The organism is Rossellomorea marisflavi, assembly GCF_022170785.1.
GTDB classification, from domain to species: Bacteria; Bacillota; Bacilli; order Bacillales; family Bacillaceae_B; genus Rossellomorea; species Rossellomorea marisflavi_B.
This window is the reverse complement of record NZ_CP081870.1, coordinates 365,832-379,068: the sequence shown is the minus strand read 5'-3', so window position 1 is coordinate 379,068 and position 13,237 is coordinate 365,832. Positions and strand designations below refer to the sequence as shown.

The 13,237-nt window shown below is 49.9% G+C and carries 7 protein-coding genes, 1 rRNA gene and 2 riboswitches; all 8 genes read right to left on the bottom strand.

Annotation, left to right across the window (positions count from 1 at the left end; translation table 11 throughout):
- Positions 1 to 76: 76 nt before the first annotated feature.
- Positions 77 to 1,627: ribosomal RNA gene (locus tag K6T23_RS02060) — 16S ribosomal RNA — on the bottom strand.
- 361 nt (positions 1,628 to 1,988) lie between these two features.
- Entirely contained in the window at positions 1,989 to 4,061 is a 2,073-nt protein-coding gene (gene ptsG / locus K6T23_RS02055; protein WP_056541826.1) for a glucose-specific PTS transporter subunit IIBC, read from the bottom strand.
- 176 nt (positions 4,062 to 4,237) lie between these two features.
- Positions 4,238 to 5,080 carry a glucose PTS transporter transcription antiterminator GlcT gene (gene glcT / locus K6T23_RS02050; RefSeq protein WP_056541828.1) on the bottom strand — a complete coding sequence of 281 codons (843 nt, stop codon included), beginning with the start codon at positions 5,078 to 5,080 and terminating at the stop codon, positions 4,238 to 4,240.
- Positions 5,081 to 5,262: 182 nt separating this feature from the next.
- Positions 5,263 to 6,597 carry an NCS2 family permease gene (locus K6T23_RS02045; RefSeq protein ID WP_179125650.1) on the bottom strand — a complete coding sequence of 445 codons (1,335 nt, stop codon included), beginning with the start codon at positions 6,595 to 6,597 and terminating at the stop codon, positions 5,263 to 5,265.
- Between the two features lie 107 nt (positions 6,598 to 6,704).
- A riboswitch (purine riboswitch) is annotated at positions 6,705 to 6,806 on the bottom strand.
- A gap of 133 nt (positions 6,807 to 6,939) precedes the next feature.
- Positions 6,940 to 8,493 carry a glutamine-hydrolyzing GMP synthase gene (gene guaA / locus K6T23_RS02040; protein WP_056541834.1) on the bottom strand — a complete coding sequence of 518 codons (1,554 nt, stop codon included), beginning with the start codon at positions 8,491 to 8,493 and terminating at the stop codon, positions 6,940 to 6,942.
- Positions 8,494 to 8,636: 143 nt separating this feature from the next.
- A riboswitch (purine riboswitch) is annotated at positions 8,637 to 8,738 on the bottom strand.
- A gap of 39 nt (positions 8,739 to 8,777) precedes the next feature.
- Complete coding sequence (locus K6T23_RS02035) at positions 8,778 to 10,979, bottom strand: transglutaminaseTgpA domain-containing protein (protein ID WP_238283483.1); 2,202 nt, start codon at positions 10,977 to 10,979, stop codon at positions 8,778 to 8,780.
- Positions 10,976 to 12,181 (bottom strand): DUF58 domain-containing protein, encoded by a 1,206-nt coding sequence (locus K6T23_RS02030; RefSeq protein WP_238283482.1) that lies wholly within the window; start codon positions 12,179 to 12,181, stop codon positions 10,976 to 10,978. Before K6T23_RS02030 ends, K6T23_RS02035 begins: the two co-directional genes overlap by 4 nt.
- Before the next feature lie 6 nt (positions 12,182 to 12,187).
- Complete coding sequence (locus tag K6T23_RS02025) at positions 12,188 to 13,144, bottom strand: AAA family ATPase (protein WP_148986197.1); 957 nt, start codon at positions 13,142 to 13,144, stop codon at positions 12,188 to 12,190.
- Positions 13,145 to 13,237: the final 93 nt, after the last annotated feature.

Below are 13,237 nucleotides of genomic sequence, written 5' to 3'. Positions count from 1 at the left end.
TATAGAAGATGGATTTAAACCATCAAAACTGAACAAAACTTCGACGTCGTCAAACGTTTTAGTAAATCTTCCTTAGAAAGGAGGTGATCCAGCCGCACCTTCCGATACGGCTACCTTGTTACGACTTCACCCCAATCATCTGTCCCACCTTAGGCGGCTGGCTCCAAAAGGTTACCTCACCGACTTCGGGTGTTACAAACTCTCGTGGTGTGACGGGCGGTGTGTACAAGGCCCGGGAACGTATTCACCGCGGCATGCTGATCCGCGATTACTAGCGATTCCAGCTTCATGTAGGCGAGTTGCAGCCTACAATCCGAACTGAGAACGGTTTTATGGGATTGGCTAAACCTCGCGGTCTTGCAGCCCTTTGTACCGTCCATTGTAGCACGTGTGTAGCCCAGGTCATAAGGGGCATGATGATTTGACGTCATCCCCACCTTCCTCCGGTTTGTCACCGGCAGTCATCTTAGAGTGCCCAACTGAATGCTGGCAACTAAGATCAAGGGTTGCGCTCGTTGCGGGACTTAACCCAACATCTCACGACACGAGCTGACGACAACCATGCACCACCTGTCACTCTGTCCCCCGAAGGGGAAAGCCCTATCTCTAGGGTTGTCAGAGGATGTCAAGACCTGGTAAGGTTCTTCGCGTTGCTTCGAATTAAACCACATGCTCCACCGCTTGTGCGGGCCCCCGTCAATTCCTTTGAGTTTCAGTCTTGCGACCGTACTCCCCAGGCGGAGTGCTTAATGCGTTAGCTGCAGCACTAAAGGGCGGAAACCCTCTAACACTTAGCACTCATCGTTTACGGCGTGGACTACCAGGGTATCTAATCCTGTTTGCTCCCCACGCTTTCGCGCCTCAGTGTCAGTTACAGACCAGAAAGTCGCCTTCGCCACTGGTGTTCCTCCAAATATCTACGCATTTCACCGCTACACTTGGAATTCCACTTTCCTCTTCTGCACTCAAGTTCCCCAGTTTCCAATGACCCTCCACGGTTGAGCCGTGGGCTTTCACATCAGACTTAAGAAACCACCTGCGCGCGCTTTACGCCCAATAATTCCGGACAACGCTTGCCACCTACGTATTACCGCGGCTGCTGGCACGTAGTTAGCCGTGGCTTTCTGGTTAGGTACCGTCAAGGCGCCGCCCTATTCGAACGGCACTTGTTCTTCCCTAACAACAGAGTTTTACGATCCGAAAACCTTCTTCACTCACGCGGCGTTGCTCCGTCAGACTTTCGTCCATTGCGGAAGATTCCCTACTGCTGCCTCCCGTAGGAGTCTGGGCCGTGTCTCAGTCCCAGTGTGGCCGATCACCCTCTCAGGTCGGCTACGCATCGTCGCCTTGGTGAGCCATTACCTCACCAACTAGCTAATGCGCCGCGGGTCCATCTGTAAGTGATAGCCGAAGCCACCTTTCAACCTTCCCCCATGCGGGGGTAGGTGTTATCCGGTATTAGCCCCGGTTTCCCGGAGTTATCCCAGTCTTACAGGCAGGTTACCCACGTGTTACTCACCCGTCCGCCGCTGATCTCAGGGAGCAAGCTCCCATCGATCCGCTCGACTTGCATGTATTAGGCACGCCGCCAGCGTTCGTCCTGAGCCAGGATCAAACTCTCCATAAAAAGTTTGAATAGCTCTTTAAAAATAAATCTAGAATTAACGTTGACGTGTTTGTCTTGTTTTGTTCAGTTTTCAAGGTTCAAATGTTTGTCGCTCGTTCGGAGCAACTTAACCATCATACCAGGTTAACTAAGTGTTTGTCAACACTTTTTTCGAATTGTTTTTTCGAGTGTTACGCTCGAATGTATTTATTCGCTGTCTTCCTGCGACGGTTTTTAAAGTATATCAAGGTTATCGGCACCCGTCAATACTTTTAATAGAATTAATTTCAATTCTATCATTTCATTGCTAGATTCCCTTGTTTCATCCATATAAAAAGGCCTTCCCCGTGTGCAAGGGAAGGCCTTTCCTTCTATATATAGATCAATCGATTCCGATGATGTCCTCATCATTGCGATTCACTTTACCTGGGGATTTCAAGGTCACTTGCTGACCTTCCTTCAGATTGGTGAAGACGATCGGTGTGATGATGGAAGGTGCGTTCGCCTTGATGAAATCGAGGTCCACTTTCAACAGTGGCTGACCGGCTTCTACCTGGTCCCCTTCTTTCACGAGGGATTCGAATCCTTCCCCTTGAAGTTTAACCGTATCGATCCCAACGTGAATGAGGATCTCACGGCCGCCTTTTGATTCAATGCCAAGGGCGTGCTTTGTCGGGAAGACATTGACGATTTTACCATCCACTGGTGATACGATCATTCCTTCTTCCGGAAGGATTGCGAAGCCGTCACCCATCATCTTACCTGAGAATACCTGATCGGGAACTTCAGTGATGTCCTTCAGTTCACCCGTGATTGGTGCGACGAATCGTTCGGCACGCTCTTCGTCAGACGTGCGGAGCGCTTCAGGGTTCACTTCTTCCACCTGCTGTTCCACTTCTTTATCTGTATCGATTTTGACTTTACGTGGCGTTTTCCCACTGATGATATCTTGCATCTGGGATTTGATGCCGTCTGATTTCGGTCCATAGATCGCTTGGATATTGTTACCTACCTCAAGCACACCAGATGCACCGAGTTTTTTCAATCTGTTCTTATCGACTTGCTTCACATCATTTACTTGTACGCGAAGACGTGTGATACAAGCGTCAAGGTGAGAGATATTCTCTTGTCCACCCATTGCTTCCAGGATGTTGAACGGAAGCTCTTCTGCTGTTCCAGCAGGTGCATCATCTTCATCTGTTACTTCTTCACGACCTGGTGTCATGAGATTGAACTTCCTGATGGCAAACCGGAAGCCGAAGTAGTAGATCAGTGCGAAGACCAATCCGACCGGAATGATGATCCATGCGTTGGTTTGTGGGTTAAGAAGACCGAATAGAACATAATCGATCAATCCGCCCGAGAATGTCATCCCGACTTTTACATTCAATAGATGCATGGTCAGGAAGGAAAGTCCGGCAAAGATCGTATGGATACCGAACAAGACAGGTGCTACGAATAAGAATGAGAATTCGAGTGGTTCTGTGATCCCTGTTAAGAAAGATGTCAAGGCAGCAGAACCCATGATACCAGCAACTACCGCTTTACGCTCTGGGCGCGCTTCGTGATAGATGGCAAGAGCCGCAGCCGGAAGACCGAACATCATGAACGGGAATTTACCAGTCATGAAGGTACCGGCAGTAAGATCCTGTACGCCATCTTGAATCTGCTTCATGAAGATGGCCTGATCCCCACGGACTACATCTCCCGCTGCAGAAGTGTAAGATCCGAATTCGAACCAGAATGGTGAATAGAAGATATGGTGAAGCCCGAACGGAATGAGTGCACGCTCGATCACACCGAAGATGAAAGCGGCGAATGCGCGGTTTTCACCAAGCATGAAGTTCGAGAATGAATTGAGTCCATCTTGTACCGGTGGCCATACCACCAGCATGATCAATCCGAGGATAACGGATGATACGGCAGTGGCAATCGGAACGAAACGTTTACCTGCGAAGAATCCGAGATAGGACGGGAGCTCGATTTTAAAGAATCGATTGTACATCGTGGCGGCTATGATCCCGACGATGATCCCCCCGAAGACCCCGGTTTGCAGAGTAGGGATTCCAAGGACCAAGGCATTGGCCGGATCGACATTGTCTCCGGTTACGTCTTTGATTTGAAGTCCTTCCACTGTTCCCATGGTCGCGTTCATGATCAGGAATCCGACGATAGCGGCAAGACCTGCCACCCCGTCCCCTCCCGCGAGTCCTATGGCGACACCGACAGCAAATAGAAGCGGCAGGTTATCAAAGATGATTCCCCCTGCTTTTTCCATGACGCCGGCAACGGTTTCAACTCCGCCATTACTCAAGAATGGCGCGATATCTAAAAGTGTCGGGTTTTGGAGAGCGTTACCAAAAGCAAGCAAGAGACCTGCAGCCGGTAGGATTGCGACCGGAAGCATCAATGCTTTACCGACTTTTTGTAAAACCCCGAAAGCCTTTTTAAACATAAAAGGTTCCTCCATTTAGTTAGTTTTTAGAATGAACGAGATGATGGATGCAAACAAAAAAGGCATGAGGAAAGAGGACACTGAAACGCATAGGGATAGACTACCCCAAAATAGGCGTTTCAATTATCTTCTTCACTCATGCCTGATCGAATCAGTTACACGTAAGAGATAAATGACTATTTCACTTTACTTTGAATACGCTGCAGGTGCATCGTCAGATAGACCGCTTCTGCATCATATACTGGTTTCTTCAATGTTTGCTGCATCATCTTGATCAGCTTCCAAGATAGATTATAGCAGAGAGGATATTCTTCTTTCAATAGGTTTGCAATCTTTTCTGGCTCTTCCACCCGTTCCCCTTTTAAAACCCTTTCAATTGTGTAACGGATGTGGCGGACGAGCCTTACGTAATCAATGCTGTCCCTATCGATGTTCACTTCGAGCTGTTGCTCGATCATACCGGTCAACCGTGCAATCAGCTGAGAATGCTGGTTGATCTCTGATAGATCTTTATTCATCATCGCGCTGTGGATATGAAGGGCAATGAAGCCGATCTCGCCTTCAGGCAGGTTCACTTCCGTGTGGTCATTGATCAGTTCGACTACTTCCCTGGCAACTTCATATTCGAACGGGTAAAGTGTCCTCGTCTCCACAAGGAAGGGATTGCGGATCTCCATGCCTCTCATGAGGCGGTTGATGGCAAAAAGGATATGGTCGGTGAGAGCAATATGGATATGCTCATTCAGGAAGGAATTGGTCCTCTCCCTTATCAGTTCAATGGCCGAAATAATGATACTCGACATGTCGTCATTCAGGAAAGGAAGGAGATTCTTATATTGCTCCTGCTCCTTTTCCCCCTTCAGTACGAACATCTTCTCGGCAATGTCATTCTGTATGGGATCCCCCTTTTTCCGGTTGAACCCAATCCCTTTGCCGATCAGGACCACTTCCCCGTATGCGGCATGGTCGGCGATCAACACATTATTATTCAGTACTTTCTTCACGTTCAAGATAGACATCGTCATTTCTCCCCATCATTTCCGCCTGTTGCTCGTTCCCTGATTCTAACGAAACCTGCTAGTTTTTTCAATTCCCCTGTCTGAAACTTTTTCTCCCAGCAGTGGGAAACCCGCCCTTTCATGGATGCGCATTCATTTCTGATCATAAAAACACCGACCCTTTTCAGGATCGGTGCCGGGCATTACGCCAAGAAAATGAAGTACAGGATGAAGATGACGAACAGAAGGTACATGATCGGGTGAATCTCCTTCGCGCGTCCTTTCACAATCATGGTGATCGGATAGAAGACGAAGCCGATGGCGATCCCTGTAGCAATACTGTAAGTCAGCGGCATGGCGATGATCGTCAGGAATGCCGGTACCGCGATTTCGAACTTCTTCCAGTCGATATCCCCGATGGCAGATACCATGAGCACACCCACAATGATGAGGGCCGGTGCCGTCACCGGCGCAGTGATGACGCCGAGAAGCGGGAAGAAGAAAATCGAGAGAACAAACAGGATACCCGTCACAACCGAGGCGAACCCGGTTCTCGCTCCTGCTGCTACCCCTGCAGAAGACTCGATATAAGAAGTCGTTGTGGATGTTCCGAGAATCGCTCCAACGACGGTTGCACATGAATCTGCGAATAATGCTTTACCTGCACGCGGGAGTTTGTTGTCTTTTGTCAGTCCAGCCTGATTGGCTACAGCGAGAAGGGTTCCGGCCGTATCGAAGAAATCAACGAACAGGAAGGTCAGGATGACAGTGAGCATCTGAAGCGTGAATAACGTCCCTGGATCATTGAAGATCGGGCCGAGAGCCGCTCCGAATGTAGGCTCCAGGCTAGGGGCAGCGCTCACGATAGCGTCAGGCTTATCAATCAAGCCGACAATCATACCGACGATTGCTGTCACGACCATCCCGATGAAGATCGCTCCGTTTACGCCTCTGGTCATAAGGACAACTGTTATGATGATACCGAATACTGCAAGAAGTGTCGGACCGCTCGCCAGATTACCAAGTCCTACAAGAACCGCATCATCCTTGACGATGATCCCGGAATTTTGGAAACCGACGAATGTGATGAACAAGCCGATCCCCGCTCCCACGGCAAGCTTGAGCTCGGCAGGAATGGAGTTGATGATCGTTTCGCGGATACCCGATAATGTCAGTACCATGAAGATCAATCCTGAGAATAGAACGCCTGTAAGGGCCGTTTGCCAAGGGATCCCCATGGTCAACACGACACTGTAGGCAAAGAAAGCATTCAATCCCATACCAGGGGCCAGGGCTATGGGATACTTGGCCAGGAGCCCCATGACGAGGGAACCGACTGCCGCAGCAAGAGCCGTCGCAACGAATACCGCCCCTTGGTCCATTCTTAACGCGTCCGGCAGATCCGGCACGGATTGAAGTGTCAACGTCAACGGGTTGACGATGAGGATATAGGCCATGGACAGGAATGTGGTCAGACCGCCAATGATCTCCCTCTTATAATTCGTTCCTAACTGGTCAAACTGGAAATAATTCTTCACTCGGACTCCTCCTATAGAGCCGTCGTATGACATTTCAACATCAAAAGCCCTGAATCGACCGATTCAGGGCTTTTGACTATATAGATAACGGATGGGCCCGACAGAACGGTACCCATCAATCACCTCGTAGTCAAGCCATTTACGGTAGCTTGGTAGAAACGCTCGGGCCTTATTCCCGAAATTATACGACGTAATAGTTTTTTAATATAATGATGATTACAGTACTATTGTACCAGTTGATCCTCCATGCGTCAACGATAAATACGAACATTAAACGCTATTTTTAAAATAACGTTCGCAATCAACAACAAAACCCCTGCCTAGGCAGGGGTTTTACGTTTTTTATTCCCACTCAATCGTGGCTGGTGGCTTGCTCGTGATGTCATACACGACGCGGTTGATGTGATCGACCTCATTGACGATCCGCGTGGAGATCTTCTCCAATACATCCCAAGGGATTCTAGCCCAGTCCGATGTCATCCCGTCAATGGATGTCACGGCACGGATTCCGATTGTGTAATCGTAAGTTCTAGCATCCCCCATGACACCGACGCTGCGGATATCAGGAAGAACCGTGAAGTACTGCCAGATATCACGTTCGAGTCCGGCTTTCTTTACTTCATCGCGGAGGATGTAGTCTGATTCGCGGACGATTTCAAGCTTTTGGTCAGAAATCTCACCGAGGACGCGAATTCCAAGACCCGGTCCAGGGAACGGCTGACGCCATACGATTTCATCTGGAATACCAAGCTCAGTCCCAAGTGCGCGCACTTCATCTTTAAAGAGGGTGTTCATCGGTTCAATCAGGGTGAACTGCATATCTTCCGGTAGTCCGCCGACGTTGTGATGGGATTTGATCGTTTGCGCAGTGGCTGTCCCACTTTCGATGATATCTGTGTAGAGCGTTCCTTGCGCAAGGAATTCAATCCCTTCTAGTTTTGTCGCCTCATCGTCGAATACATAGATGAATTCATTCCCGATGATTTTACGTTTTTGTTCCGGATCGGAGACGCCTTTCAGTTTATCCAAGAAACGATCCTGCGCATCCACTTTGATGACGTTCATATCGAATCCATCAGCGAATGTCTTCATGACGCTGTCTGCTTCACCTTTACGAAGAAGGCCGTGGTCAACGAAGATACATGTCAATTGATCACCGATCGCCTTATGGATCAGAACGGCGACAACGGATGAATCGACCCCGCCGCTGAGGGCACAAAGGACTTTCTTGTCCCCTACCGTCTGACGGATCTTCTCGATCTCCATCTCGATGAAGTTTTCCATGGACCAGTCACCTTTACATCCACATACACCGAAGACGAAGTTCTTGAGCATTTCATTTCCGTGCACGGAGTGTCTTACTTCCGGGTGGAATTGAACGGCATAAAGATTCTTCTCTTCATTGCTGATGGAAGCAATCGGGCAGGATGGGTTGATGGCATTCACTACGAACCCTTCCGGTGCTTCGACAACTAGGTCGCCGTGACTCATCCATACAACCTGCTCGTCCTCAAGGTCGGCAAACAGCTTGGAGGGTTGTTCGATCTGGATGGCTGCTTTCCCGTATTCACGGTGCTTGGCCCTTTCTACTTTTCCGCCGAAGTGCATCGTCATGAGCTGCATGCCGTAGCAGATGCCAAGGATCGGAATATCAAGGTCGAAAATGCGCTCGTCACAGCGGAGGGCACCATCACCGTATACGCTGTTCGGACCGCCAGAGAAGATGATCCCCGTCGGATTGATTTCCTTGATTTCTTCAACTGTGATTGTATGGGGATGAAGTTCGCTGTATACACCGAACTCACGGATCCTTCTTGTAATCAACTGGTTGTACTGACTTCCAAAGTCGAGTACGACGATCATTTCCTGATTGTGCAATTCTTCTTTACCAAGCATTCAGTTCACCTCATTAGTAGTTATCGATCGAGCCCGGATGAAGCATGCTCCTCCGTCATCCGTTAGCGTTCCATGAAAGCAAAAAAACTAGACTCCGCCTTTAAAAAAAGGCAGGATTCTAGTTTTTGGGTGCAAAAATATCCAAAATAGAACTCTGCCTTCATAGTCCAGTCATTTAAGGTGACCGGGTAGATACTTTCGAACCGTATTATCGAGGATATACGAAGGATGCTAACGAACTTATTATGATTTTGTCATCATTTTATACTTTGTTTGCAAGACGGTCAACCGGTTGTCTTTTTAATTAAATTTTCCCACAATTCCCTTAGCTTGACCCACTCCTCCGTCGAGAGGTCCCGGCCGTAGAGCAGGCGCTCATAATTATTGGTCAGGCTCGTCATTTCATACGTACCGAAATGGGTATCCACATAGTGGGAATAACTTCTGAGGGTTTGACCATCCTCCATTTTCACCCCATGCCTGTCCAGCTGTTTCACAAGGGCAAGATAAGCCTTCGGAAAAGCCGATTCCGACTTCTGGGTCCTGTAATACAAGATGTAGAGATACGGAATCCATCTTCTTCTCAAGTAGTATCCAACTCCGATCAGGAGGAGGATCGCAATCAGCCCGAAGAAAAATTTACCCGTATGCTCCTGGAGAAAGGATTGTGCCCCGTCGACACTGCTGGAATCTTCATTTGCCAAGTCCGGCTGCTGCTGTTGCTGCTGGCTCTCGGGTGCAGGCGTTTCTTCTTTATCCTCTGCAGGAGTCTCCTCGCCTTCTGAATCATCAAGTTCGAGATCATAGGCGTAGCGGACATTGTTGCTGAAGCCGACAGTAGGTTCGAACGGCACCCACCCTACACCAGGGAAGAACACTTCCACCCAGGAATGGGCATTATCGTTCGTGACCTCAAATAGCTGATAGTCCTTATCGACCTGTTTGCTGAATGTGCCTTCCGTATAGCCCTTAACCCATCTTGCGGGGATGCCGAGTGAGCGGGTCATGGCCACCATGGACGTAGAGAAGTTGTCACAGTATCCCTTCTGGGTTTCAAACAGGAACTGATCGACGTAATCCTGTTCGGCCCCGGGGACTGCCACATCCTGCTGATCATAGACGAAGCCGTTCTCCCGGAAGTACTGCTCGATCGCTTTCACTTTATCGTACCAGTTGTCTTTATCCTTGGTGATCTCCTCAGAAAGCAAGGATACCCGTTCCGGCAGATTTTCCGGGAGCTGGGTGTATCGCTCGAGGAAGCCTTCGGAACCAATGTCTCCATCCACTGTCCCCTTCATTTTCTTCAGGGAATAAGAGGCCGGATGGTATGATACCTGGTACTGATTAAGCTCAATGTCAGAGCCATTTTCCTCCCGACTGGTGATCTTTTCACTGACGGGATTCAATGAAAAGTAGCCGTTCCAGTCCAGAATGATCTTCTCAAGCCCATAAGGATAGAGGATGTGCGAATAGGTGGAAGCCATCATGACCCTCTCGGTTTTGGGTTCTTCTTCCTTGTTGCGATTTGCATCATCCGAAATCGGGACAAGCTCATCCGCCTGGAAGTTCATTTCTTCCCCTTCATCATCAGGACGGGACTGCTCCCAGCCTTTCCCCGTGTAGAAGTCCTTCGTTTCGATTTTCCAGTAGTGTTCATCCGTCACTTCTGCCGTGAAGACGACGGACGGATCTGCTTCGAACGGACCGCCGAGTCGGCTGTCGTCGGGATCATACCCCGCCTTGCTGTTGCCCCCGCCGCCGATTCCCGTGCCGTTTGCAGAGAGCGACTCCAGATACGGGATCGGATCAGGCCAGATCGGAGCGGCCTTCGGTGCAGCGAGTGCAAGGACGGAACTGCATGCAAGGAGGATGACGAGGGGCACCATCCATTTCCTGCGATTGATCCGGAATAAAGCGAGCCCCTCCCGTTTCACGAGACGTTCAAGGGCAAGCATCCCCATAAGGATGAAGCCGATGATCACCGCCCGGAGGATAGACATCTTCCCGTCGTACTCTGTATACGTATCAATGACGCAGATGTAGGTGATGGTCATGAAGTAAAACAGCAGGATGCTCCTTCTCACCATGAGCCAGTAATGAAGCAGATAGGTCATAAGCCAGAGAAGGATGAAAAACAACAGGCTTTGATACATGTAGGTCAGGCTTCCCCATTCGCGACCGAACATCATGCCCGTGTTGTATCCGATCTCCCCGAACATCTCCTGTACCCAGGTCAGGTCGAGAATGGAGCCGGGAAAGTACCATATCTTCAATGCGACGATCATATAAAGCAGTTTCACCGCCCCAGAGATCAAGAAGTGAACCCGAAAGTACGACAGAATGAATGCCATGGCGATGAAGAGAACGAATGCCGTTACGCTCCCTGTATCGGTAATGGCCCCGACAGGTCGCAGCCATTCCCATAATAGGAGGAACCCCAACCCGTAAATGATGATATTGATCAGGTGATGCGTTTGATTCTTCATGCTCTCTTCACCTCCGCAAAGGCCGAAGAAAACTCCGGTTCATATAAGATCCTCATGGATACGCCCCGTGACGATGCAAAGGCAGTGAGCGACCTGTCTTCCTGGGAGACGGCCTCCCCTTCCCTTTTGATCAGGAAGAGGAGAATCGAGCCGCTTTGTTTCACATACTCGTTGATTGCCAGAATTTTTTCTTTCGAAATGGTGGATGTAACAAAGATGACAGCAGCCGATTGGGCGTTGTGAAGACGGTCGCCCTTCAGCATGCGTTCCAGCCGTTCGGGACTGTCGGGCATGACCTTCGCCAAATGATGCTGCATCTGACTTTGCGGCCCCTCCCCGCCCCTGATGGGAAAGAATGTGCGCTCCTCACCGTGGGATAACAGACCGACCTGTGCCCCTTTGCGGGAAATGGAGTGAAGAATGGAGGCGGTGAAGGTCACCATCGGTTCAAAGGCCGCTGATTCCTCGCGATCGAGGACGACGAGGACGTCATGGGATTGACGCTCCTCGAACTCCTTCGTCATCAGCTCATTCGTGCGGGCAAAGGATTTCCAGTGGATCCAGGAAAAGCGGTCCCCCGGCTGATACCCCCTTACACCCGTCGCCATCGTCGTATCCTTCTGGATTTTCACATTGGAGCTCGTCATCCCCTGGTCGTAGCGGTTTTCAAGGGAGCGATACGGTACGTCGATCACTCCGGGGTAAACGAGGAGCGTATCTTCACAGGGGATAAGCGCTTCTTTTTCGAAGATGCCGAAGAAATCACCGGTTTTCACCCTCAGGGCGGAGAAGGTATGCTCCCCCCTTGGGAGGTGGTCAATCGTATACGTATAAGAGACTGCACGCCTCCAGCCAGGGTGGACAACGGTCTTCTTCTTCCAGCCGAGGGGTGAAGCCAGTAGCTCAGAGCCCAGGTCCTCCATCACCACATAATAGAGTGGAAACGGCACCGATCTCCTGATGGTCATGGTGACCTTCAGCTCATCCCCGGCCTTCAGCTCATTGGATTCAAACGCGCGCTCCACGCTGAATAGACGGAGAGGGTAAAAGAATACGATGATGGAATAGGCGGCAAATGGGAGGAAGCTGTAGAAAAGGAACCAGCTGACGAACCCTCCCTGAAACATGGCGAAGGAAAAGGACGCTGCCAGGAAAAGCAGGAGTAAAACAATCTTCCACAGTGTGTGAAACAGTTGCTTCATCCTCATCTACCTCACAAGCCTTTGAACAGGGACAGGCATCCTGGCGATGACCCTTTCTACAACATCTTCCGGGGTGACCCCCTCATACTTCGCTTCAGATTTCATGATGATCCGATGCGAGAAAACGAACGGTGCCAAAAACTGAACATCATCCGGAACCACATAACTCCGTCCCCTAAGGAAGGCGTACGCTTGACAGGCTTTCATGAGGGCGATGGACCCACGGGGGCTCGCTCCGAGATAGACGTTGGCATGGATCCTCGTCCTATGAGCAATATCGACAATGTATTTCTTGATCGTATCGTCAACGAATATATCTTTCACTTCCTCCTGAAGCCGGATCAGTTCCGCAAGGGTGATGGCCGGTACCAGATCTTCAATCGGAGGATTCTTTTGCGCCCGGTTGAGGACCTCCATCTCTTCTTCCGGTTCCGGATAGCCCATTTTCATTTTCAGAAGGAATCGGTCCAGCTGGGCTTCCGGCAGGGGATAAGTCCCTTCATATTCGATCGGGTTCTGCGTTGCCATGACAAAGAATGGTTTATCGAGCTTCCTTGTCATTCCGTCGATGGTCACGCTGCTCTCTTCCATCCCCTCAAGGAGTGCCGACTGGGTTTTAGGTGATGTCCGGTTGATTTCATCTGCCAAAATGATATTCCCCATGATCGGACCCGGTCTGAATGTGAACTCCATTTCCCTAGGATTGTAGATCGACACCCCGATGACATCGGAAGGCAGGAGGTCAGGCGTGAACTGGATCCTCTTGAAGTCCGCCCCCACCGACTTGGCCAGTGCCTTCACCATCATGGTCTTACCTACACCCGGTACATCCTCGAGAAGTACATGTCCCCCTGCAAGCAGGGACACCACGCTCAGCTCGGCCACTTCACGTTTTCCGATCATGACCTTCTCAATATTTTGTATAATCCCTTCCACTTTGGGATTCAATGATTGCTCTGCCATCTGACTATCCCCTTCCCTATCTTATTTCAATACGCGTAGCCTGCTTTTTATACTCTCTATCGCAAGGCCCCTGTCTTGTTCAAACGTTTGTTT

Coding starts and splice junctions, on each gene's coding strand:
- K6T23_RS02035 (WP_238283483.1), bottom strand. CDS start 10,979: ATGAAGAATCAAACGCATCACCTGATCAATATCATCATTTACGGGTTG.
- K6T23_RS02030 (WP_238283482.1), bottom strand. CDS start 12,181: ATGAAGCAACTGTTTCACACACTGTGGAAGATTGTTTTACTCCTGCTT.
- glcT (WP_056541828.1), bottom strand. CDS start 5,080: ATGTCTATCTTGAACGTGAAGAAAGTACTGAATAATAATGTGTTGATC.
- guaA (WP_056541834.1), bottom strand. CDS start 8,493: ATGCTTGGTAAAGAAGAATTGCACAATCAGGAAATGATCGTCGTACTC.
- ptsG (WP_056541826.1), bottom strand. CDS start 4,061: ATGTTTAAAAAGGCTTTCGGGGTTTTACAAAAAGTCGGTAAAGCATTG.
- K6T23_RS02025 (WP_148986197.1), bottom strand. CDS start 13,144: ATGGCAGAGCAATCATTGAATCCCAAAGTGGAAGGGATTATACAAAAT.